This is a genomic window from Cupriavidus neocaledonicus (genome assembly GCF_000372525.1).
Lineage (GTDB): Bacteria > Pseudomonadota > Gammaproteobacteria > Burkholderiales > Burkholderiaceae > Cupriavidus > Cupriavidus neocaledonicus.
This window is the reverse complement of the sequence record NZ_AQUR01000106.1, coordinates 407,908-429,394: the sequence shown is the minus strand read 5'-3', so window position 1 is coordinate 429,394 and position 21,487 is coordinate 407,908. Positions and strand designations below refer to the sequence as shown.

The window sequence follows — 21,487 nt, the reverse complement described above, 5'->3', positions numbered from 1 at the left end:
CCCGCGCGGTTCCGTCAGGCCGCCTGGGTCCGCGCCGTGCGCAGCGTGCCCAGGCTCAACACGAGCAGCGCCGCCAGGATCAGCACCACCGCCCCAAGTGTTTGCGGCGCGATCTGTTCGCCGCCCAGCCATGCGCCCATGGCCAGCGCCACCGGCGGGTTCACGTAGACATAGCTCGCCGCCAGAGTCTGACTGACCGTCGAGACCAGGTACATGTAAGCGGAGAATGCCACCAGCGACCCCGCCACCACCAGGTAGACCCAGGCCCAGCCAGCCTGCGCGCTGACCGATGCCGGCCACGGCTCCTGGCGCAGCAGCGACAGCGCCATCAGCACCGCGCCGCCGATCACCATCTCCGCGGCAAACGCCGCCGCCCCCGGCGGCAGGTCCAGCCGGCGCGCCAGTTGGGAGCCGAAAGACCAGCTCGCCACCGCCAGCAGCAGCGCCACCACGCCGCCGGTACTGACCCGGAATTCCGCGCCCGCGGTCAGCACCAGGATGCCGGTGCTGCCGATGGCGATCGCCACATATTCATACCACTTTGGCCGGTTGCCGAAGCACGCGCCCCAGATCAGCGCGAAGATCGGCATCGACCCGATCATCACCGTGGTCGCGCCAGAGGAAATGGTCTGCTCCGCAATGGCCGTCAGGCCCATGCCGCCCACCAGCAGGAACAGCGCCGGCACCGCGCAATGGCGCAATTGCCGCGCCGACGGCATCGGCGTGCCGCGCCAGGCCAGCCACGCGGCCAGCAGCAGGCCCGCGCACAGGAAGCGCGTGCCCATCATGAACAGCGGCGGAAAGCTCTCCAGCGTAAAGCGGATTGCCAGGTAGGTCGTGCCCCAGACCACATACGTGATCAACAGGCACAGCAGCACAAGCGGAGACATGGGCGCAAGGGATTCCGGAAAGGCATCCAAGATAGCCCTGAGCGCCGCGGCGGCAAAACGAAAAGCGCTGGCAAGTCTTGTGAGAGTTGCTCACAAAGCACTCCAACATCGCCGGCAAAGCAAAACCGGCCGCGTTCACCCGGGGCGGGCGCACGTATGGCCGGTTTTTCAACGCAGCCCGGAAGGGCCGCAACTACCGTACTGCTGGTGCCAGCGATCAGCCGTTGGCGTAGACCACCTTGGCCTTGCGGGCCTGGCTCTGCAGGCGCTCGATCACCGACTGCACGGCGGCGAAGGCGCGCTTCACGTCGTGGGCGAAGCCCAGGCTTTGCGTGCCGAGCTCGCGCTCGATGAGTTGGCGTTCCAGTTGATCGGTCAGCTTGATATCGGATTGGGTGTTCATGGCGTCCTTCCTTTCGGGATTACCCTTATGGGGTTTTCCCTGATTGTAGCAAAAGAATTGTCGCAATGCAGCATTAGGTGAAAGTACGTATGCTGGGACATCACAAGCTGTGCCGGACGAACTACTTCTCCCTGGGTTGTGTGTCGGCTGATGCGTATGTCCGAACGCTCGAGCGCCGGATCGCTGGCCTCAGCCCAGTCTTGTTCCTGTCACGCGGGCCAGCTCGCTCAGCAACCGATTTTGGAATTGCGTGTTGCGGACGACGGCGTGCGGCTCCTGCAGCCGTTGGTGGTACCAATACCCTCCGCTGGTCAGCGCCCGCGGATCGTTGCTGGTCGCCAGCCACTCCTGGGTCAGATGTCCCAGTCGAAGGTCGTCTGGCGCATTGGCACCACCCATCTTGGTGGGAACCCAGCCCGGATCGACTGCATTGCTGTACACGTCGGGCCACAGCCGCGCCACGGCTGCCGCCAGGGTCGTGATGAACAGCTTGCTTTCCGAATAGCCAGCTGTCCCGGTACGCCCGGACCAGTCGATGCCGTCAAGCGTCGCCCGGCCACCCTTGTGCATGCTGCTGCTCAGGTAGATCAGCCGCCTGGGGCGCCGGATCAGTGCCGTGAGCAGGTACGGCGCGACGACGTTGACAACCAGGACTTCGGGCCCGGACAGGATTCCCGCGTTGTGGATCACCGCGTCCATCGGGCCAATGGCGTTGACCTGCCGGGCCAGATCCCGTGTCTGCTCCAGGTGGGAAAGATCGCCGATGGTTGCGATGGCACCCTGCTCCACCAGCCCGCTGACGGCGGGCAGCCGCGCCTGGGAGCGAACGTGCACCACGACCTCATGCCCGCCGCCGAGCAGTGTCCGGGCCGCGGCATGGCCGAGACCATCGGACGAACCGGTGATGAAGATGCGGGACCTTCGGCCGGCGCTTCGTTGAGCGGGCGTCATGGCGGAATCCTTCTTGGGACTGGATGGGGATTGCGCCATCACGGTAGCGACGGTCAGCAGCGGCGCCATGACCAGCCCCGCACCCAGTTGCGCACCGTTCAGAATGAGTTTGCGGCGGTCCATGGCTCCTCCTGCGTCAGTCGTTATGGGTGGCGCTGTCGATGATAAACCGGCATTTCCCGGATGCGGACAACGGCAGTCCGGCCCGCGGCGCGCACGATTTCCATGTCGTCCATATGCCGATCCAGGCACAGCTGTAGAGATCTCTACATCGTTGAAGTGCGGGCTACAGGGCTCTACCATGCGCAGCATGACCGCGCTTACCAACCACTGGGCCCTGCTGATCGTCACGCTGCCGACGTCCGGCGCCACCGCCAGGATGCGGATCTGGCGCGCGGTCCGGACCATCGGTTGCGCCGCGCTGCGTGACGGCGCCTATCTGCTGCCCGCGGGCGAGGTGCAGATTTGCCAGTTGCGCGACCTCGCCCGCGAGGCCAGGGAAGAAGGCGGCCAGGCCTGGCTCCTGAACGTCCATGCGACCGATGCGGCGGAAGACAGCGCCTTGCGGCGGCTGTTTGACCGCAGCGCGGACTATGCCGAACTGCAGGCGGCCATCTCGGACGCGCGCCAGTCCTTGTCCGGCCAGGGGAGTAACGAACTCAACCGGCTGCATCGGCGCCATCGGCGCGCCTACGAGGCGATCCGCGCGATCGACTTCTTCCCGGACGAAGCCTCGAGCCGTGCCGAAGCCCAATGGAACGACTTCAGCCGCGCCATCGAGATCATCCAGTCTCCGGATGAACCCCGGGCGCGGGCGCGCACCATTGCGCGCCGGGATCCGGCGCAGTATCAGGGGCGGCTCTGGGCCACGCGCCGCCATCTGTGGGTGGATCGGGTCGCAAGCGCCTGGCTGATCCAGCGCTTCATCGATCCCCATGCACGCTTCCTGTGGCTCGACAGCCCGGCCAGTTGCCCGGAGGATGCGCTCGGCTTCGATTTCGACGGGGCGATCTTTACGCATGTCGGCGAGCGCGTCACCTTTGAAGTCCTGATGGCGAGCTTCGGCCTGGATGCGGACCGTGGCCTCGCCCGGCTCGGGGCCATGGTGCATGCGCTCGACGTCGGCGGAATCCCGGTAGCCGAAGCGAGCGGCTTCGAGGCGATGCTGGCCGGGGCACGTGCCAGGCTGCAGGACGATGATGCCGTGCTGGCCGAAGCCGGCGCGGTGCTGGATTCGCTATACACACACTTCTCGGCGACCAGGAAGTCCTGACTTGCCCCCTTCTTTTCGCTACCACCACGCGCCTCATGCAGGCAGCCGCCATGACATCCCCGGAACGCTCTGAACCTCCCACCTACTCACTTTGGCAGCTGGTGGTGTATTTCCTGCGCCTTGGCACACTAGGCTTCGGCGGGCCCGTCGCACTGGCCGGCTACATGCACCGCGACCTGGTCGAGCGGCGCGCCTGGATCGCCGAGGGGGATTACAAGGAAGGGCTGGCACTGGCCCAGCTGGCGCCGGGGCCGCTGGCCGCGCAGCTTGCCATCTACCTTGGCTACGTCCACTACCGGGTCGTCGGGGCCACGCTGATCGGCCTTGCCTTCGTGCTGCCATCGTTCCTGATGGTGCTGGCGCTGGGCTGGGCCTACGTCCGCTTTGGCGGTTTGACGTGGATGCAATCGGTGTTCTATGGCGTGGGCGCCGCCGTGATCGGCATTATCGCCATCAGCGCCTATAAGCTGACCACGAAAAGCGTGGGCAAGGACAAGCTGCTGTGGGCCATCTATCTGACGCTGGCCGCGGTGACCATCGTCACCGAGTCCGAAATCGCCTGGCTGTTCCTCGCGGCCGGCGTGCTGGCGTGGTTCTGGCGCGCGCCGCCAAGGTGGCTGCGGCAGAGCGGCGCCAATGCGCTTGCCGCGGCGCAGCTTCCGGCAGCGGGCGGCCTTGCGAGCATGCTGGACTGGCCGTTGCTGACCCAGATCGGCCTGTTCTTTGCCAAGGCCGGTGCCTTCGTGTTCGGCTCGGGCCTTGCCATCGTGCCTTTCCTCTACGGCGGCGTGGTGACGGAGCACCACTGGCTCAATGAAAAGCAGTTTGTCGATGCGGTCGCCGTGGCCATGATCACGCCCGGACCGGTGGTGATCACGGTGGGCTTTATCGGCTATCTGGTGGCCGGGCTGCCCGGCGCGTGCGTGGCGGCGCTGGCAACGTTCCTGCCGTGCTACCTGTTCACCGTGCTGCCCGCGCCCTACTTCAAGAAATACGGAAAACTGCCCGCCATCCTGGCCTTCGTCGATGGCGTCACCGCGGCAGCGATCGGCGCCATCACCGGCGCGGTATTCGTGCTGGCCAGGCGCTCGATCGTGGATGTGCCGACCGCGCTGCTGGCGCTGGCCACGATTGCGCTGCTGCTCAGGTTCAGGAAGCTGCCGGAGCCGGTCCTCATCGCCGGGGCCGCGTTGATCGGCCTGGCGATTTATCCGGTGCTGCGCGCCTGAGCAGGACTGCGCCGCGACTCCGGCAACAGCCCTGTCAGGTTCGCCATGCAGCGGCCCGCCAATTACTTCGCCACGAAGCGCGCCGTCACGGTCTTGCCGTCGGCAAACCGGATCGTCGCGACCAGCTTGGAGCCCGCCTGCAGTTGCAGCTTGTCGGCCGCGACCAGCGCATTGTCCGCGCCCGGGTTCAGCGCGGTTTCGGTCTTGCGGGTGCCGGTCAGCACCGTGAGCTTGCCGCTGGCGCCGGCCACGGGCAGCTTCTTGTCATGGTCGTCGACATAAATCGTCACCGCGCCATCCCGGTTGACCAGTTCGAACTGCAGGTCGCTCGCGGTCTGGACGATGCCGCCGTATTGCGCCGGCCTGGCGCCGTGCGCCATGGCCTGGCCGCAAAGCCCGCCCAGTGCGAGGCTGCCGGCCAGCACCATGGCCGAGATCTGTTTCTTCATCGCATACTCCGTTGCTGCAGCGGCTTGCGGGCGCCGCTGCCAAGGCCCTGAATCAATACGTGTCCTCCTGCTGCCGCGACAGGATGCGCTGCAGCGGGCGGCGCCCGAACAGCCAGAATGCCAGCGGCGTCAGCATGGAATCAAGCAGGGTCGAACTGATCAGCCCGCCGAAGATCACGACCGCGACCGGATGCAGGATCTCCTTGCCCGGCGCATCGGCCGATACCAGCAAGGGCACCAGCGCGAACGCCGCGACCAGCGCGGTCATCAGCACCGGCGTCAGCCGCTCCAGCGAGCCGCGCACGATCATCGGGATGCCGAAGGTCTCGCCTTCGAAGCGGCACAGGTTGAGGTAGTGGCTGACCTTCAGGATGCCGTTGCGCGTGGCAATGCCGGTCAGCGTGATGAAGCCGACCATCGACGCCACCGACAGGCTCAGCCCCGCCAGCCACATCGCGATCACGCTGCCGATCAGGGCGAACGGGATATTGGCCATGATCACCAGCGCCAGGATCGCGGAGCGGTAGCGCGAGTAGAGCACCAGGTAGATCAGCGCCAGCGAGACCAGCGACAGCAGCACGATGCGGCGCGTGGCCTGCTCCTGGGCCTGGAACTGGCCCTCGATGCTGACGAAGTAGCCGCCGGGCAGTCCGGCACGTGCCGCCGCGCCGCGCACCGCGCCAACGATTTCCGCCATGTCGGAGCCGTCGGTATTGGCGTAGACCACGATGCGGCGCCGGCCGTTCTCGCGCCCGATCTGGTTGGGGCCGTCGCCCTCTTCCACGCTGGCGATCGCCGACAACGGCACCGCCCCGCGCGGCGAGTCCAGCATGATGCGTGACAGGTCCTGCGGCGTGCGGCCGGCATCGGGCAGGCGCACCACCAGGTCGTGACGGCGCACGCCGTCGATCAGCTGCGTGACCCGCGTGCCGTCGGACAAGGTCTGCAGCGCCTTCAGCGCCTCGCCGGCCGCAATGCCATATTGCGCGGCCTTGCGGTAGTCGAGCCGCACATTGACCTGCGGAATCAGCACCTGGCGCTCGACCGTGATATCGACCAGGCCCGGGATCGCCGCCAGGCGCCCGCGCACGTTCTCCGCCAGGCCACGCAGCGTATCGAGGTCGTCGCCATAGATCTTCAGCGCGATCTGCGCGCGCACGCCGGACAACAGGTGATCCAGCCGGTGCGAAATCGGCTGGCCGATCGCCACCGACGCCGGCAGGCCGGCAAGCTGCGCGCGGATCGCGGCCATGACCTGTTCCCGGCTGCGCGCGGAGGGCTTCAGGTCGATGTCGATCTCGGAGGCATGCACGCCTTCCGCATGTTCGTCGAGTTCGGCGCGGCCGGTCCGGCGGCCCACCCGTGTGACTTCGGGCACCTGCCGGATCAGCGTTTCCGCCAGCGCGCCGATGCGGTTGGCTTCGGCCAGCGAGGTGCCGGGATTGAGCATCAGCGACATCACCATCGAGCCCTCGTTGAAGCCCGGCAGGAAGGCGCGCGGCAGCCACGGCACGGTGGCGGCGGCCAGCACCACTGCAACGGCGGCGACCGACAGCACCGCCCTGGCGCGTGGGAAGGACCAGTCCAGGATGCGGGCATCGACGCGCTTGAGCCACGCCACCAGCGGGCTGTCCGGATGCTCGAGCCGCTTCATCCGCGGCAGCAGGTAGTACGACAGCACGGGCGTCACCGTCATCGACACCAGCATCGATGCCAGGATCGACACGATGTAGGCGATCCCCAGCGGCGCGAACAGCCGCCCCTCGATGCCCGGCAGCGCAAACAGCGGCACGAACACCAGCACCACCACCAGCGTGGCATAGACGATGCCGGAGCGCACTTCGACCGAGGCCCGCCAGATGGTCTCCAGGACCGGCGGCGGGTGGTCCATCGCGGCGCGTTGCCGCAGCCGGCGCTGGATGTTCTCGACGTCGACGATGGCATCGTCGACCAGTTCGCCGATGGCGATGGCCAGGCCACCCAGCGTCATCACGTTGATCGACTGGCCCAGCAGGTGGAAGGCCAGCGCGGAGACGGCCAGCGACAGCGGTATCGCCACCAGCGAAATCGCCGTGGTGCGCGCACTCAGCAGGAACGCGAACAGGATCACCATCACCATGATGGCGCCGTCGCGCAGCGCCTCGACCACGTTGCCGATCGAGGCCTCGATGAAGTCGGCCTGTCGGAACAGCACCTGCGGCGCGGACAGGCCCTGCGGCAGCCCCTGTTTCAGTTCGCCCAGCGCGGCTTCCAGGTCGCGCGTCAGGCGCACCGTGTCGGCGGCGGGCTGCTTCTGCACGCTGACGATCACCGCGGGCTTGCCGTTGAAGCCGGCATCGCCGCGCTTGAGCGCCGCGGCGTAGCGCACACTGGCCACCTGCTCCAGCAGCACCGGCATGCCGTCCTTGTAGGCAACCGCAACGCCCTTGAGGTCGTCGATCCGGTTGGTGCGGCCGAGGTTGCGGATCAGGTATTCGCGGCCGTTGAGGTCGATGAAGCCGCCACTGGTATTGGCGGCGAAGTCGCGCAAGGCACCCTGCACCTGTGCCAGCGCCACGCCGAACTGCGCCATGCGCGCGGTATCGGGCTCGACCCGCAGTTGCCGCACCTCGCCGCCGATCGGGATCACCTGCGACACGCCGGGCACCGACAGCAGCCGCGGCCGCAGCACGAAGTCGGCATACTCGCGCGCCTGCATCGGGCTGGCGCGGGCCGGATCGATCGGCAAGGCGATCAGCATGATCTCGCCCATGATCGACGAGACCGGCCCGAGGATGGGCGTGAGCCCGCCCGGCAACTGCTCCTTCACCAGCGCCAGCCGCTCCGACACCAGCTGGCGGTTGCGGTAGATATCGCTGCCCCAGTCGAACTCGGCGTAGACGATGGACAGGCCGACGCCGGACACCGAGCGCACCCGCGTGACGCCGGGCATGCCGTTCAGCGCGGTCTCGATCGGGAACGACACCAGCAGCTCGACTTCCTGCGGCGCCATGCCGCCCGCTTCGGTGATCACCGTCACCAGCGGCTTGTTCAGGTCCGGGAACACATCGACCGGCGTGCGCCAGGCGGTGAGCCCGCCGTAGACCATCAGGATCAGCGCGAAGGCCAGTACCAGCAGCCGGTTGCCCAGGCTGGCGCGAACGATCCAGTTGAACATGCGCGCCCCTTAGCGGATCTGGTTGATCAGCGCCGCGCCGGACACCACCACCCGGTTCTCCGGCGACAGTCCGCGGACCACGACCACGGTGCGCGCATCGAGCACGCGCGCCTCGACCGGCTGCGCGATAAAGCGCTGCGTGCCGGACTTGATCCACACCACCGGCAGGTTGCTGGCGTTGCGCACCAGCGCCTCGCTCGGCAGCGCGATGCCGCGCACGGTATCGCTCAGCGTCGCGACCACGGTCACGGGCTGGCCGACGGCCAGCGGCACGTCGTTGCCGCCCAGCCGGAACGTCAGCGGCACCGCGCCGTTCTTCAGGCTGCGGCCGGCGCCGACAAATTCCAGCTTGCCGCCGGTGCCGCCGGCCAGGGCACCGCCCGTGATCCGGTTGGCCAGCGAACTGTCCGCGCTGCTGGCCTCGATCAGCAGGCGGGCCGGATCGACCACCTCGTACAGCACGTCCCCGGCGGCAACCACCTGCCCTGCCAGCACATTGGCGCTGGCGATCACGCCGCTGGCCGGCGCGGTCAGCGTGTCGGTCTGGTGCAGGCTCTTGCCCACCGCATCGCGCTGGCCGGACAGGCTCTGGACCTCGGCGCGGGCCGCTTCGATTTCCTTGCGCGGAATGCTGTCCGTCAGCGACTCCAGCCGCTGCAGCCGCTGCCGGGCCAGCTTCAGGCTGGCGCTGAGGTTGGCGAACTGCGCCTGCTGGTTGCCGATGTCGAAGGGCTCGCTCTTGTGGCGCAGCACGGCCAGTACCTGGCCCTTGCTGACGCGCTGCCCCAGCACCGGGAAGCCGCCCGGCGGCGGTTCGATCCAGCCGGGATGGCCCGCCTGCAGGCGCCCGCCCGCGTTCGGATCGATCGCCACCACGGCGTTCAGTTCAACGGTCAGGGGATGCACGGCCGGCTGCGGCATCGCGGTCCGTATGCCCATGCGGCGCTGGGCCAGCTTGGGCACCTGGACGCTGCCGTCGGGCAGCCGGGCCAGGCCACTGCCCGACACCGCGCCCGGTGCGTCGAGGTGTTCGCCATTCGGTCCATGCGCGCCGGGTCCGGCCAGCTCCGGCATGGTTGCCCAAACGGCCAGTGCGATGATCAGGGTTGCGACGTTGGTGGTCTTCATCACGCCGTGCCTCCGTTGCTTTTGCCAACGCGGCGCTTCACGCCCCAGACCGCAGCCGCCACGACCGCCGCAAGCAGGACCAGCCATGGCCAGCGCGCCTGCCACCACGCCAGGCCGCGGTCGTGTTCGTCCGCGGCAACGTTCAGGGTGCCCTCGATCAGGTCCGACTCGTTGCCGGTGACGAGCGTAAACACCAGCGCATGCTGGCCGGGCCGGCGCAACGCCTGCAGCAGTTTGTCGTCGGTGAAGGCATAGTCGCCGGCATCGGCGTGCAGCTTGCCCCGGGCCTTGATACCGTTGAACTCGAGCTCGAGCGTGCCGTCGAGCACCGGCTCGTTGGTGACGTAGCGGTCGACCATGACCGAGAACTCGTCCGTGGCGAGGGTGCCGACCAGTTCGAATGCCTCCGTCTGGGCTTCGATGGTCGGCTGGGCGTGTGCCGCCGCGCCGCTGGCGGAGGGCGCGTCCAGGTGCTCGCCATTGGGGCCGTGGGCACCGGGGCCGGCGTGCGCCGCCGGCCCCGCGAGCGCGAGCGACAGGAACAGGGTAAGAAACAACTGGCGGATCATGGCAGGATTCCGAGCGCCTGGTTCAGGGTAGCAATGGCGATGCCGTGGCGAGCACGCTGGCGCACGAGGTCGGCCTCGGCTTCCAGCGCCTGGTTCTGTGCGCGCAGCACTTCCGGCAAGCCGATCTCGCCGGCATCGAAGGTCTTGCGCAGCAGCGCCGCCCGTTCTGACAGCGTGGCGCTGCGTTCTTGCATGAGACCGAGCTGCTGCCCGGCCAGCCGCAGCGCGGCCTGCGCCGCGTCGATCTCGGCGCGCACAATGCGTTCGGTGCGCGCGAGTTCGGCACGCGCCGTCATCAACTCGGTCTGCGCAGCGGTTTCGCGCGGCAGGTTGCGCGCGTCCGTGGCGAACGGGATCCTGACGAACAGGCCGACGGTCTGGTCGCCGGGCATGCCGCCGCCGGCGCGGTCGTTGCGGTACATCACGCCGACTTCCGGCGGGTCGCGGCGCGATTTGCGCAGGTAGCCCAGCTGGCGTTCGCCGCGCAGCACGGCCTGTTGCACCGCTTGCAGGCGCGGATGGCTCGCGGCATGGGCGCCGGGGTCTGCCGCCGGCGCCGCCGTTTCGTCGTACCGCGACGGCAGCGCGGAGACGCCGGTGGCCTGCAGCAGCCGCGCCTTCGCCTCGACCACGCGGGCCTCGCTGTCGGCAAGCAGGCCCTGTGCCGCCAGGTCATCCTGCTGCGCCAGCAGCAGGTCGGTGCGTGCAAGGTCGCCGGCGTTGACGCGCCGGCGCACATCGTCGCGCAGCGACGCGGCGATGCCGGCGCGGCGCCGCATCACCTCGCGCTCGCCTTCCGCGGCGGCCAGTTGCCAGACGCGCTCGCGCACTTCCGCGGCCAGATTCAGCCGCGCCAGCGCGGCGCCGGCCTCGGCCTCGGCCGCGTGGGCGTCGGCCAGCTCGCCGCGCGCCGCGCGCTGGCCCGGCAGCCACACCGGCACGCCCAGCTGGACCTCGCTCTCGCGCAGGCCGCGCCGTTCGGTCCAGCGGTCGTCACGGTGCAGCAGGCCGAGCGTGGGCGGCCCCGCGATCAGCGCGTCGGCCTGGACCCGGCTCGCCGCCGCCTCCAGGCGCCGCCCCTCGGTGGCCTGGAAGGCGACGGAGCGCTCCCAGGCGGCATCGAACAGCGCGCGCAGATCGGCCGGCGCGGACTGGCCATGGGCCGCGGGCATCAGCAACGCCAACGCCACCACGGAGATGAAGAACTTGTGCATGGAATCCCCAACGCAGATTGCAACAAACAGGCAATGCGGCGGGGCGCGGCGCAAGGCATTGCGCCACGGCAGGCAATCAGCAGATCAGTGCCCCGCCGTCAGGCGGGCGCGTGAGGGGGGCGTAACGGGGGACTGCGGCCCGGGTCAGGGATGCGACTGCCGACGAACGACGGCTCGCGCTGCGTCTGCAGCGTCAGCGGTGGCACCATGCCGGCCGGCAATGGCGCCTGGAAGTGGGTGCCGTAGTCGAAGTCGAGCTGGTGCGAAGCCGAGGCCGCGGAATCGTCGAAGGCGATTTCGCCATCCTCATCATGGTGATGCGGAATGTGCCCGGCGTGCGCGGCCATGTGGTCCGGCGGCAAGCCGGCCGTGTGCGCGAGCTGCCGCTGCGCTGCGGCCAACGCCTGCAGCGGCAGGATCAGCATCAGGAGCAAGGCAATCATGCGCGACATAGGGCGGGATTCTACCCGAGCTGCCGGCAACGGAGCGAGAACGTGGCGCCGGATGCCGTAAGCGTCGCCCGAAAACGCATTGCCGGCACGCGGGCAGGCCGGGAACTCCGTTCGCACCGGGCAGGCGCGCAGGCAAGCCAGTCGGCCCTGATGCCACGCCGCTCAGAACGAGCGCGGCAGCCCCAGCACGTGTTCGGCGACGAAGGAGTAGATCAGGTTGGTCGAGATCGGCGCCACCTGGTACAGGCGCGTCTCGCGGAACTTGCGCTCGACATCGTATTCGCAGGCAAAGCCGAAACCGCCGTGGAACTGCAGGCAGGCGTTGCCGGCCTCCCAGCTGGCCTTGGCCGCCAGGTACTTGGCCATATTGGCCTGCGCGCCCATGGACTCGTGCTTGTCGAACAGCTCGCAGGCCTTCCAGCGCATCAGGTTGGCCGCCTCGAGTTCGATGAAGGACTCGGCGATGGGGAACTGCACGCCCTGGTTCTGGCCGATGGGGCGGCCGAAGACTTCGCGCTCCTTCACGTACTTCGTGACCCGGTCCATGAACCAGTAGCCGTCGCCGATGCACTCGGCGGCGATCAGCGTGCGCTCGGCATTGAGGCCATCCAGGATGTACTTGAAGCCCTTGCCCTCCTCGCCGATCAGGTTCTCCTCGGGGATTTCCAGGTCCTCGAAGAACAGTTCGTTGGTCTCGTGGTTGACCATATTGGGGATGGGGCGCACCGTCAGGCCCTGCTTCTGCGCCTCGTGCAGGTCGACCATGAAGATCGACATGCCCTCGCTCTTCTTCCTGACCTCGGCCAGCGGCGTGGTGCGCGCCAGCAGGATCATGAAGTCGCTGTGCTGCACGCGGCTGATCCAGACCTTCTGGCCGTTGACGACATAGCGCCCGTCCTTCTTCACCGCAGAGGTCTTGATCTTGGTAGTGTCGGTGCCCGTGGTGGGCTCGGTCACGCCCATCGACTGCAGGCGCCATTCGCCCGAGGCGATCTTCGGCAGGTACTTTTCCTTCTGCGCCCGGGAGCCGTGCCGCAGCAGCGTGCCCATGTTGTACATCTGGCCATGGCAGGCGCCGGAATTGCCGCCGCAACGGTTGATCTCTTCCATGATGACCGAGGCTTCGGTCAGGCCCAGGCCGGAGCCGCCGTATTCCTGCGGAATCAGCGCCGCCAGCCAGCCCGCCGCGGTCAGCGCATTGACGAAGGCCTCGGGATAGGCGCGCTGTTCATCGACCTTGCGGAAATACTCGTCGGGAAACTCCGCGCACAGCGCACGGATGGCATCGCGGATGTCGTGGAAATTGTTCGATAGGGTCTGTTCGATCATGGCGCTGCCTTGCAGTCAGTCTGTGTCTGTGGCGGTCGGGTATTTGGCAATCTATGCGGCGGCGTGGCGGATGGCCGACGCCGCGTGATAGCCGCAATGGTCGCGGCGTTCGGCCCGCGGGACAATCAGCGATTCCGAAAGCGCGCCTTCCACGCGGCTTAAGTCCCGCGCAGCCAGCGCCGAGCCGCCATTTTCGCCATCGCCGAAGCCGGCCATTGGCATTGTCAAATAGCGCTCACGCGGCTTTGGCGACATGCTTCGGGCTATCCGGCGCGGGCCGGCTGAGTTCCGGCCGCGGGCCCGCCCAACGTTTTTCCCCGTGGACATGCACGACCTGGCCTCCCGACTGCAAACCCTGATCCGCCCCGGCGACCACCTCTGGTGGGGGCAAGCCACCGCCGAGCCGCTGACACTGACGCGCGCGCTGGTCGCACACCGCCATGCCATCGCGCGCGGCGGGCGCTTCAGCGTCTTCGTCGGCATCGGCCAGTCGGACACGCTGCAGCCCGACCAGGCCGATGTGATCGACTTCTTCGGCTATGCCGCCAGCGGGCCGCACCGCCGGCTGGCCAGCGCGGGCGTACTAGACATCGTGCCGAGCCATTATTCGCACCTGCCGGGACTGATCCGGCACGGCACGCTGCGCGCGGACGTGGTGCTGGTGCAGGTCTCGCCCGCCGACGAACAAGGGCGTCACAGCCTGGGCCTCGTGCACGAGTACATCCCCGCCGCGCTCGACCGCGCCCGCGTGATCATTGCCGAAGTGAACCCGGAAGTGCCGTGGACCCACGGCAGCCGCTATCTCTCCGCCGGCCAGATCGACCTGCGGGTCGAGGCGCTGTACCCGCCCATCAGCCTGGAGCGCAGCGCTGCCGGTCCGGCCGAACAGGCCATTGCCGGCCATATCGCCCGCTGGGTGGAGGATGGCGCGACGCTGCAGATGGGCATCGGCAACCTGCCCGAAGCGGTGGTGGCGGCACTGCATGACCGCCGCGACCTGGGGCTGCACAGCGGCGCGGTCGGCGACGGCGTTGCCGCGCTGGCCGAGGCCGGCGTGCTGACCAACGCACGCAAGAGCATCGATACCGGCATCGGCATTGGCGGCATCCTGATGGGCAGCGAGCGGCTGCGGCGCTGGGCCCATCGCAATCCGCGGCTGCAGCTGCGCGAAACCGCCTACACCCACCATCCCGAAGTGCTCGCCAGCGTCGACAAGCTGACCGCGATCAATTCGGCGATCGAGGTCGACCTGACCGGCCAGGTCAATGCCGAAGTCGCCGCGGGCGCCTATGTCGGCGCCGTCGGCGGCGCGGTGGATTTCCTGCGCGGCGCCGCGCGCAGCCGCGGCGGCCTGCCGATCGTGGCCCTGCCCGCCACCGCCAAAGGGGCGAGCCGCGTCGTCGCGCAATTGTCCGGCCCGGTCAGCACGCCGCGCGCCGATGCCGGCCTGATCGTTACCGAGCATGGCGTGGCCGACCTGCGCGGCCAGACCCTGTCGCAGCGCGTGCGCCGCATGCTGGACATCGCTGCCCCCGAACACCGCGCCGGCCTGGAGCGCCAGGCCCATGCGCTGCTGCGCCAGTGCGGCGCGGCCTTCGTCGCCCTTCCCGGGACGGCGCCCACCGACTAACTTGATGGTTCACCCGATCCCGAATTCCAAGGAGACTTCCATGCGCAGAGCTGCAATCGTCACTCCCCTTCGCACCCCCGTCGGCACCTTCGGCGGCAGCCTGCGCCCGGTTCCGGTCGAGGAACTGGCCGCGACCGCGGTGCGCGCCGTGGTCGAGCGCAGCGGCATCGATCCCGCGCGCATCGACGACGTCGTCTTCGCCCAGTCCTACGCCAACAGCGAAGTGCCGTGCGTGGGCCGCTGGGCTGCGCTGCAGGCCGGACTGCCGGTTGAAGTGCCGGGCATGCAGCTGGATCGCCGCTGCGGCGGCGGGCTGCAGGCCATCGTCACCGCGGCAATGATGGTGCAGAGCGGCGCCGCCGACGTGGTGATCGCCGGCGGCGTCGAGAGCATGAGCAATATCGAGTACTACACCACCGACATGCGCTGGGGCGCGCGCTCCGGCAACGTGCGCTTCTTCGACCGTCTCGACCGCGGGCGTGAACGCTCGCAGCCGGTGGAGCGCTTCGGCAAGATCTCCGGCATGATCGAGACCGCCGAGAACCTGGCGCGCGACTACGGCATCAGCCGCGAGGACGCCGATGCCTTTGCCGTGCGCAGCCACCAGCGCGCCGCGGCGGCGTGGGAGGCCGGGCGCTTCGACGACGAGATCGTGCCGGTGCAGGTGCCGCAGCGCAAGGGCGAACCGGTGGCATTTACGCGCGATGAGGGCTTCCGCCCGCAGACCACGCTCGAGAGCCTGGCCAGCCTGCGCGTGCTGATGCCCAACGGCACCGTCACCGCGGGCAACGCGAGCCAGCAGAACGATGCCTCGGCCGCGTGCCTGATCGTCGCCGAGGACAAGCTCGCCGAACTCGGCCTGACCCCGATGGCCTCGCTGGTGGGCTGGGCCGCTGCCGGCTGCGAGCCCTCGCACATGGGCATCGGCCCGGTGCCGGCGGTGAAGAAGCTGCTGGCGCGCCTGAACCTGACGCTGGAGCAGATGGACCTGGTCGAACTGAACGAGGCTTTCGCCTGCCAGGTGCTGGCCGTGCTCAAGGGCTGGGACTGGCAGGACCAGGACGCGATCGAGCACAAGCTCAACGTCAATGGCTCGGGGATCTCGCTGGGCCATCCGATCGGCGCCACCGGCGTGCGCATCCTGGCCACGCTGCTGCATGAACTGCAGCGCCGCGGCGGCCGCTTCGGTCTGGAAACCATGTGCATCGGCGGCGGCCAGGGCATTGCCGCGGTGTTCGAACGCTATTGATGCCGCAGCGGCGGCGGCCCCGGCGCTTGCCGCCTGCCGCCGCATGCTTCGCCCCGCACCAGGACGCCTGAACATGCCACCGGACCGAGTTGCTCTCACCCACATCAGCGACATCCCGCGCCACTGGGCCGCGCTCGCGCCCGGCCACGTCGCCGTCTTCGAAGAAGACCGGAGCACCACCTATGCGCAGCTGTGGGCCGGCATCGGGGACGCGCAGCGCTACCTGCAGGCGCAGGGCGTGGGCAGCGGCGACCGGGTGCTGGTGGTGGCCGAGAACTGCCTGGCGGTGGTCACGCTGGTGTTCGCACTGGCGGAGCTGGGCGCATGGCCGGTGGTCGTCAACGCGCGCCTGTCCGAGCGCGAGATCGAGGTGATCCGTGCCCACTGCCACCCGCGGCTGATGCTGTTCACCCATGCGGCGTCGCCGGATGCACTGCGCCACGGCGTGCGCTACCGCGCCCGCGAAATTGCCCCGGCCGGGCTGGGCCCGCTGATGGCCGGCGCCGTCGACGACACGGCCACGCGCGAGCCCGAAGCGCTGGCGCGCGACGTGGCCGCGCTGATCTACACCTCGGGCACCACCGGACAGCCCAAGGGCGTGATGGTGACCCACCGCGGCCTGCTGCACTTTGCCGACGTGACCGTGGCCTCGCGCCGCATGCAGCCGGACGACTGCGCCTGCGCGGTGATGCCGCTCTCGCATGTGTTCGGCCTGGGCACGCTGCTGGTCTCGACGCTGCACGCCGGCGCCAGCCTTTACCTGTGCGCGCGCTTCAACGCTGCGGACCTGACCGCGGCGCTCCGCGCCGGCGCGATCACGCTGCTGCAGGGCGTGCCGACCATGTTCAGCCGCATCCTGGCCCACGTGCGGGCCACTGGCGCGGCCTTGCAGCCATCGCCGCGCCTGCGTTATCTCTACACCGGCGGCGGCCCGCTCGACGCCACGCTCAAGCGCGCTGTCGAGGCCGCATTCGGCCAGCCGCTTCACCATGGCTACGGCATGACCGAGTACGCGGGATCGATGTTCGTGACGCGCCTGGACCGGCCGCGCGCCGATTGCGCCGCGGGCGAGATCGTCCCGGGCGCCGACCTGCAGGTGGTCGGGCCCGACGGCAAGCCGGTGCCGCCGGGACAGCCCGGCGAACTCTGGATCCGCGGGCCGGGGGTGATGCGCGGTTACTACCGCGCGCCCGAACTGACCGCCGCAGCGCTGCGTCCCGGCGGCTGGCTCAACACCGGCGATATTGGCCGGCTGGACCCGGACGGTGCCTTGTTTATCGTCGGCCGCACCAAGGACCTGATCATCCGCTCGGGCTTCACGGTCTACCCGATCGAGGTCGAATCGGTGCTCAACACGCACCCGTCGGTGCGCGTGTCGGCCGTGCTCGGCCAGCCCGCCGGGGACGGCAACGAGGAAGTGGTCGCCTTCGTCGAGATCCGCGAAGGCGAGCGCTTCGACGCGCCGGCCTTGCATGACTACCTGGTCGGGCGCCTGTCGCCCTACAAGCGCCCGGAGCGGATCCTGCGCGTGGCGACAATGCCTGCGACCGCCAGCGGCAAGCTGCTCAAGCACCAGCTGCGCCAGCTGCTCGCGGGCCAGCCGTAGCCGGTCCTGCGCGCCGGCGCCGCGACCTCAGTCCTGGCGCCCCTGGCCGTCTTCGACCAGCAGGTCCACCAGCTTGCGTGCAAACAGCGGCAAGGCGTCGAGGTCGGCCACGCAGATCTGCAGCTGGCGCTCGGCCCATTCGTCGTCGAGCTGGACGATGCGCAGCGCCATGGCCCGGGCGTGGCGGCGCGCGGTGGTCTCGGGCAGCACGGCCAGCCCGACATTGGCCTCGACCATGCGGCACGCGGTCTCGAAGTTGCTGACCTGGACGCGCCAGCGCAGGTTGCGCTGCAGGTCCGCCGCGGCGCGCTTCAGGAAGTTGTGGATGGCGCTGTCCTCGGGCAGGCCGATGAAGTCATAGTCGAGCGTGTCGATGAAATCCACGCGTTCGCGCTCGGCCAGCGCATGGCTCAGCGCGGTGGCCAGCACCAGCCGGTCGCGCCGGTATGGCATGACCTCCAGCCCTTCGGTGCGCACGTTGCCGGCGATGATGCCGATATCGACGATGCCCTCCTGCACCGCGCGCACGATGTCCGGGCTGAGCCGTTCGTGCATGTCGATGGTCACGTCCGGATGGCTGACCAGGTAGCTGCGCAGCACCGCCGGCAGGAACTCGCTCATGGCGGTGGTGTTGGCGAACACGCGCACATGGCCTTTGACGCCCGCCGCGTATTCCTGCAGGTCGCCGCTGAGCTGCTCCAGCTGGCGCAGCACGCGGCGTGCATGGGCCAGCAGGGTCTCGCCCGCCCCGGTCACCTTCACGCCCTGGCTGCTGCGGCTCAGCAGCTTGACGCCAACGTGTTCCTCCAGGTTCTTGATGCGCGTGCTGGCCGCGGCCAGCGACAGGTGCGAGCGCTGCGCCCCGCCGGTCAGGCTCTGTGCCTCCGCGATATGCGTGAACAGTTTCAGGTCGACCAGATCAAAGCGCATGACATCATTCCCGGGCACAACGGCGGCTTATCTCGCCGGATTATCTCGCAAACCGCGCGGCACGCGTCATGCCACCGAGCGCCGCCGCGGCATCGCCGGCCCGCCGGCCAGCCGCCGCGCGGTTTCCAGCGAGACGCCGAAGCGGTCATAGAATGCGCAATCGACATCACTGTTGGCCGGCCACCCGACACGCCGCCTGGCCTCGCCCAGCGCCGCGTCGCCCGCCATCACGTCGAACAGCAGCCGCATCAGCCGTTGCGTGCGGCACAGGTCGGTCAGCGCGGTGCCCTGCGCGAACAAGGCGCGGCGCAACTGCGCCGTGGACATGCCGAGCCGTTCCGCGATAAGGGCGGCGTTCCAGGCGTACTGCGGCTGCAGGAACACCCGCTTGGCAATGCGGTGATGCAGGCATTCCGAAGGTTGTGCCGGGGTCAGTCCCAGCATCTCCAGCCTGCATGCCGCCGGCTGCGCGCTGCTGCCATCCAGGCGCAGCGCAAACGCTTCGAAGGGGTCGATGATGGCCTGCTGCGCGGCCAGCAGCACCCGCTCGTAGCCGCGCCGCCTGACCACCACCCTGCCGCGCTCGGCGCCGACCGACAGCGGAAACGCCAGCAACAGCTGCTGCAGGCTGGCGTGCATGGAAGACTGCAGATGGACATGCATGGCGGAGCGCGAGGGGCGGACAGGATCAGCCTGCATGATCGCCGCAATCCGGCCCGCGCGCCTCTGCCATTCCCGAACACTCCGTTCGCCGCCGCCGCATGCCGGGGCCCCGTTCAGGCCGCGGGAAACGCCTTGACCAGGTGCCGCAGCAGACCGTCCGCGACTGGCGCCAGATGCCGGCCGGCACGCGTCAGGATGTGGATGCGGCTGTTGTTCAGGATGGGATTGGCCAGCGGCAGCGACACCAGGTGCCGCAGCTGCGGTTCCTTCAGCGGCACCGAGCGCGCCGTCAGGATATAGCCCAGCCCCATCGCGGCGTACTCCCACAGCACCTTGAAGGAGTTGGTCACGAGCATCGGCCTGAGCGTGATGTGCTCGTCCAGCTCGGCCGCCTGCACATGCTTGCGCACGCCGAACGAACCGGCCAGGAACGCGCCCTGGTGCTGCGCCAGGTCCGCCAGCGTCAGCGCGCGGCGGCGCCGTGCCAGCGGATGGTCCTTGTGCACGTGCGCGCGGATCGGCGACAGCCGCGAATAGTGCGAGTGCAGCCGCGCATCGTCGGGCGGCTGGAACACGAAGCCGATATGGGCCAGGTCCTCCAGCAGCAGGCGCACGGTCTCGTCGGTGCCCGCCACCTGGATGCTGCAGGTGACGTCGGGGTGCTTGCGCTGGAAGCCCTGCAGCAACGGCTCCAGCACCAGGTCGACAAAGCCCTCGCCGAAGGACAGTTCGACATGGCCGCGCTGGGCGTTCTTCAAGTTGTTCACCTCGGCCAGGAAGGTGTCGTTCAGGTCCTGCTGGCGCCGGGCAAACAGCGCCAGCAGCCGTCCCGCGTCGGTCGCCACCACGCCGCGCCCGCGCCGCTCCAGCAGCGCCAGGCCGGTGTCCTGCTCCAGCCTGGCCACGGCACGGCTGACCACCGAGGGGTCCAGCTCCAGCACTTCGGCGGCGCCGCGCACCGAGCCGGTCTCGATGATCTGCAGCAGGCACAGCGCCCGCTTGCGGTCCAGCACGTCTTCCATGTCTTGGTCTCCACCTGGCGGCGCGCCACGGTGTGGTGCCGGCTGCGGCCGCGATCTCTTGTCGTTGCATTCTATACAACGATTTGTCGCTACCGTTGTCATGGTTTCGGCGCGCGGCTGCGGAGAGAATGCGATGACCCACCACGTTCCCCTGTCCCCAATGACCCACACCCTGCCCGCCGACCTGCAGCGCTCGATCCAGACCCTCGCGCCGGAGTTCGTCGCGATCCGGCGCAAGATCCACGCGCATCCGGAACTGGCCTTCGAAGAGCGCCAGACCAGCAACCTCGTCGCCGAACAGTTGGCGGCATGGGGCTACGCCGTGCATCGCGGGCTGGGCACCACCGGCGTGGTCGGCACGCTGCGCAAGGGCCACGGCAGCAAGGCGCTCGGCATTCGCGCCGACATGGATGCGCTGCCGATCCAGGAACAGACCGGCCTGCACTATGCCAGCACCATCGCGGGCAAGATGCATGCGTGCGGCCATGACGGCCATACCGCAATCCTGCTGTGCGCCGCGCGCTATCTGGCCGAGTCGGTCGATTTCAACGGCACGCTGAACCTGATTTTCCAGCCGGCCGAAGAGAACGAGGGCGGCGCGCTGCGCATGCTGGAAGATGGGCTGTTCGAGCGCTTCCCGTGCGACGAGGTGTACGCGCTGCACAACTCGCCGGGGATGCCGGTGGGACAGATCGGCGTCATCGCCGGCCCCGCCATGGCCTCGTTCGACCGCGCCACGGTGACGCTGCGCGGGCGCGGCGCCCACGGCGCCATGCCGCACCACGGCATCGACGTGATGCAGGGCGCGGCCAGCATGGTGCTGGGGCTGCAATCGATCGTCAGCCGCGAGATCGACGCGCTCAAGTCGGCGGTCATCACGGTGGGGGCGCTGCAGGCCGGCAGCACCTACAACGTGGTGCCCGACACCGCCACCATCAAGATCGGCGTGCGCACGCTCGACCCGCGCGTGCGCACGCTGGTCGAAGAGCGCATCCAGGCCTTCGTCACGGCCCAGGCGCAGAGCTTCCGCCTGCAGGCCGAGGTGGTCTACGAGCGCAAGTACCCGGTGCTGGTCAACCACGCCGCGCAGACCGAGTTCGCGCGCCAGGCCGCGCTCCGGCTGGTGGGCGCCGGCAACGTGGTCGAGCGCCCGCCGGTGATGGGCAGCGAAGACTTCGCCTACATGCTCGAGCATCGGCCCGGCGCCTACGTCCGGCTGGGCAATGGCCTGGGCGAAGACGGCGGCTGCATGGTGCACAACCCGCTGTACGACTTCAACGACAAGGCCCTGCCGGTCGGCGCCGCATTCTGGGCGCACCTGGCACAAAGCTATCTGGCCTGAA

Annotated in this window: 20 protein-coding genes; 6 read left to right on the top strand and 14 right to left on the bottom strand. The window is 68.9% G+C overall.

The window, feature by feature from the left end:
* Positions 1–14: 14 nt before the first annotated feature.
* The 3 genes from yedA to A3AG_RS0127835 form a co-directional block, all read right to left on the bottom strand.
* Positions 15–890: a drug/metabolite exporter YedA gene (gene yedA, locus A3AG_RS0127845; protein ID WP_018008569.1), complete on the bottom strand. Its 876-nt coding sequence runs from the start codon at positions 888–890 to the stop codon at positions 15–17.
* A gap of 217 nt (positions 891–1,107) precedes the next feature.
* Positions 1,108–1,293 carry a hypothetical protein gene (locus A3AG_RS0127840; RefSeq protein WP_018008568.1) on the bottom strand — a complete coding sequence of 62 codons (186 nt, stop codon included), beginning with the start codon at positions 1,291–1,293 and terminating at the stop codon, positions 1,108–1,110.
* A gap of 189 nt (positions 1,294–1,482) precedes the next feature.
* Positions 1,483–2,367 carry an SDR family NAD(P)-dependent oxidoreductase gene (locus A3AG_RS0127835; RefSeq protein ID WP_018008567.1) on the bottom strand — a complete coding sequence of 295 codons (885 nt, stop codon included), beginning with the start codon at positions 2,365–2,367 and terminating at the stop codon, positions 1,483–1,485.
* A 187-nt stretch (positions 2,368–2,554) separates the two neighbouring features.
* On the opposite strand from A3AG_RS0127835, the gene A3AG_RS0127825 reads away from it, so the two are divergent.
* Positions 2,555–3,517: a chromate resistance protein ChrB domain-containing protein gene (locus tag A3AG_RS0127825; RefSeq protein ID WP_026164523.1), complete on the top strand. Its 963-nt coding sequence runs from the start codon at positions 2,555–2,557 to the stop codon at positions 3,515–3,517.
* A gap of 50 nt (positions 3,518–3,567) precedes the next feature.
* Positions 3,568–4,746 (top strand): chromate transporter, encoded by a 1,179-nt coding sequence (locus A3AG_RS0127820; RefSeq protein WP_018008564.1) that lies wholly within the window; start codon positions 3,568–3,570, stop codon positions 4,744–4,746.
* Positions 4,747–4,808: 62 nt separating this feature from the next.
* Here A3AG_RS0127820 and A3AG_RS0127815 read toward each other — a convergent pair whose 3' ends face one another.
* The 8 genes from A3AG_RS0127815 to A3AG_RS34130 form a co-directional block, all read right to left on the bottom strand.
* Positions 4,809–5,195 (bottom strand): hypothetical protein, encoded by a 387-nt coding sequence (locus tag A3AG_RS0127815; protein ID WP_018008563.1) that lies wholly within the window; start codon positions 5,193–5,195, stop codon positions 4,809–4,811.
* Between the two features lie 52 nt (positions 5,196–5,247).
* Entirely contained in the window at positions 5,248–8,352 is a 3,105-nt protein-coding gene (locus A3AG_RS0127810) for an efflux RND transporter permease subunit (protein WP_018008562.1), read from the bottom strand.
* A gap of 9 nt (positions 8,353–8,361) precedes the next feature.
* Positions 8,362–9,480 carry an efflux RND transporter periplasmic adaptor subunit gene (locus A3AG_RS0127805; protein ID WP_018008561.1) on the bottom strand — a complete coding sequence of 373 codons (1,119 nt, stop codon included), beginning with the start codon at positions 9,478–9,480 and terminating at the stop codon, positions 8,362–8,364.
* Complete coding sequence (locus tag A3AG_RS0127800) at positions 9,480–10,049, bottom strand: hypothetical protein (RefSeq protein ID WP_018008560.1); 570 nt, start codon at positions 10,047–10,049, stop codon at positions 9,480–9,482. The genes A3AG_RS0127805 and A3AG_RS0127800 overlap by 1 nt, the downstream gene beginning before the upstream one ends.
* Positions 10,046–11,263 (bottom strand): TolC family protein, encoded by a 1,218-nt coding sequence (locus A3AG_RS0127795; protein WP_018008559.1) that lies wholly within the window; start codon positions 11,261–11,263, stop codon positions 10,046–10,048. Before A3AG_RS0127795 ends, A3AG_RS0127800 begins: the two co-directional genes overlap by 4 nt.
* Before the next feature lie 98 nt (positions 11,264–11,361).
* Positions 11,362–11,715 carry a hypothetical protein gene (locus A3AG_RS0127790; RefSeq protein WP_018008558.1) on the bottom strand — a complete coding sequence of 118 codons (354 nt, stop codon included), beginning with the start codon at positions 11,713–11,715 and terminating at the stop codon, positions 11,362–11,364.
* 162 nt (positions 11,716–11,877) lie between these two features.
* On the bottom strand, positions 11,878–13,044 hold the full coding sequence (locus A3AG_RS0127785) for an acyl-CoA dehydrogenase family protein (protein ID WP_018008557.1): 1,167 nt from the start codon (positions 13,042–13,044) through the stop codon (positions 11,878–11,880).
* 51 nt (positions 13,045–13,095) lie between these two features.
* Positions 13,096–13,299 (bottom strand): hypothetical protein, encoded by a 204-nt coding sequence (locus A3AG_RS34130; RefSeq protein WP_145987520.1) that lies wholly within the window; start codon positions 13,297–13,299, stop codon positions 13,096–13,098.
* Between the two features lie 70 nt (positions 13,300–13,369).
* Here A3AG_RS34130 and A3AG_RS0127775 point away from each other — a divergent pair, with 70 nt between their 5' ends.
* The 3 genes from A3AG_RS0127775 to A3AG_RS0127765 all read left to right on the top strand — a co-directional run bounded on the left by A3AG_RS0127775 (position 13,370) and on the right by A3AG_RS0127765 (position 17,529).
* Positions 13,370–14,674, top strand: a complete 1,305-nt coding sequence (locus A3AG_RS0127775; RefSeq protein WP_026164521.1) for an acetyl-CoA hydrolase/transferase family protein — start codon at positions 13,370–13,372, stop codon at positions 14,672–14,674.
* Between the two features lie 40 nt (positions 14,675–14,714).
* Positions 14,715–15,923, top strand: a complete 1,209-nt coding sequence (locus A3AG_RS0127770; protein ID WP_018008554.1) for an acetyl-CoA C-acetyltransferase — start codon at positions 14,715–14,717, stop codon at positions 15,921–15,923.
* Positions 15,924–15,996: 73 nt separating this feature from the next.
* Positions 15,997–17,529 carry a class I adenylate-forming enzyme family protein gene (locus A3AG_RS0127765; RefSeq protein ID WP_018008553.1) on the top strand — a complete coding sequence of 511 codons (1,533 nt, stop codon included), beginning with the start codon at positions 15,997–15,999 and terminating at the stop codon, positions 17,527–17,529.
* Positions 17,530–17,556: 27 nt separating this feature from the next.
* Here A3AG_RS0127765 and A3AG_RS0127760 read toward each other — a convergent pair whose 3' ends face one another.
* From A3AG_RS0127760 to A3AG_RS0127750, 3 genes are all read right to left on the bottom strand, one after another.
* Positions 17,557–18,459, bottom strand: a complete 903-nt coding sequence (locus tag A3AG_RS0127760; RefSeq protein WP_018008552.1) for a LysR family transcriptional regulator — start codon at positions 18,457–18,459, stop codon at positions 17,557–17,559.
* A gap of 66 nt (positions 18,460–18,525) precedes the next feature.
* Entirely contained in the window at positions 18,526–19,098 is a 573-nt protein-coding gene (locus tag A3AG_RS0127755) for an AraC family transcriptional regulator (protein WP_240619980.1), read from the bottom strand.
* Between the two features lie 137 nt (positions 19,099–19,235).
* The gene (locus tag A3AG_RS0127750) at positions 19,236–20,144 is read right to left on the bottom strand and encodes a LysR family transcriptional regulator (protein WP_018008550.1); all 909 of its coding nucleotides are present in this window, start codon (positions 20,142–20,144) and stop codon (positions 19,236–19,238) included.
* Positions 20,145–20,304: 160 nt separating this feature from the next.
* Between A3AG_RS0127750 and A3AG_RS0127745 the strand changes: the two genes are divergently transcribed.
* Complete coding sequence (locus A3AG_RS0127745; RefSeq protein ID WP_018008549.1) at positions 20,305–21,486, top strand: M20 aminoacylase family protein; 1,182 nt, start codon at positions 20,305–20,307, stop codon at positions 21,484–21,486.
* The last annotated feature ends 1 nt before the right edge of the window (position 21,487 follow it).

Coding starts and splice junctions, on each gene's coding strand:
- yedA (WP_018008569.1), bottom strand. CDS start 890: ATGTCTCCGCTTGTGCTGCTGTGCCTGTTGATCACGTATGTGGTCTGG.
- A3AG_RS0127840 (WP_018008568.1), bottom strand. CDS start 1,293: ATGAACACCCAATCCGATATCAAGCTGACCGATCAACTGGAACGCCAA.
- A3AG_RS0127835 (WP_018008567.1), bottom strand. CDS start 2,367: ATGGACCGCCGCAAACTCATTCTGAACGGTGCGCAACTGGGTGCGGGG.
- A3AG_RS0127825 (WP_026164523.1), top strand. CDS start 2,555: ATGACCGCGCTTACCAACCACTGGGCCCTGCTGATCGTCACGCTGCCG.
- A3AG_RS0127820 (WP_018008564.1), top strand. CDS start 3,568: ATGACATCCCCGGAACGCTCTGAACCTCCCACCTACTCACTTTGGCAG.
- A3AG_RS0127815 (WP_018008563.1), bottom strand. CDS start 5,195: ATGAAGAAACAGATCTCGGCCATGGTGCTGGCCGGCAGCCTCGCACTG.
- A3AG_RS0127810 (WP_018008562.1), bottom strand. CDS start 8,352: ATGTTCAACTGGATCGTTCGCGCCAGCCTGGGCAACCGGCTGCTGGTA.
- A3AG_RS0127805 (WP_018008561.1), bottom strand. CDS start 9,480: ATGAAGACCACCAACGTCGCAACCCTGATCATCGCACTGGCCGTTTGG.
- A3AG_RS0127800 (WP_018008560.1), bottom strand. CDS start 10,049: ATGATCCGCCAGTTGTTTCTTACCCTGTTCCTGTCGCTCGCGCTCGCG.
- A3AG_RS0127795 (WP_018008559.1), bottom strand. CDS start 11,263: ATGCACAAGTTCTTCATCTCCGTGGTGGCGTTGGCGTTGCTGATGCCC.
- A3AG_RS0127790 (WP_018008558.1), bottom strand. CDS start 11,715: ATGTCGCGCATGATTGCCTTGCTCCTGATGCTGATCCTGCCGCTGCAG.
- A3AG_RS0127785 (WP_018008557.1), bottom strand. CDS start 13,044: ATGATCGAACAGACCCTATCGAACAATTTCCACGACATCCGCGATGCC.
- A3AG_RS34130 (WP_145987520.1), bottom strand. CDS start 13,299: ATGTCGCCAAAGCCGCGTGAGCGCTATTTGACAATGCCAATGGCCGGC.
- A3AG_RS0127775 (WP_026164521.1), top strand. CDS start 13,370: ATGCACGACCTGGCCTCCCGACTGCAAACCCTGATCCGCCCCGGCGAC.
- A3AG_RS0127770 (WP_018008554.1), top strand. CDS start 14,715: ATGCGCAGAGCTGCAATCGTCACTCCCCTTCGCACCCCCGTCGGCACC.
- A3AG_RS0127765 (WP_018008553.1), top strand. CDS start 15,997: ATGCCACCGGACCGAGTTGCTCTCACCCACATCAGCGACATCCCGCGC.
- A3AG_RS0127760 (WP_018008552.1), bottom strand. CDS start 18,459: ATGCGCTTTGATCTGGTCGACCTGAAACTGTTCACGCATATCGCGGAG.
- A3AG_RS0127755 (WP_240619980.1), bottom strand. CDS start 19,098: ATGCACGCCAGCCTGCAGCAGCTGTTGCTGGCGTTTCCGCTGTCGGTC.
- A3AG_RS0127750 (WP_018008550.1), bottom strand. CDS start 20,144: ATGGAAGACGTGCTGGACCGCAAGCGGGCGCTGTGCCTGCTGCAGATC.
- A3AG_RS0127745 (WP_018008549.1), top strand. CDS start 20,305: ATGACCCACACCCTGCCCGCCGACCTGCAGCGCTCGATCCAGACCCTC.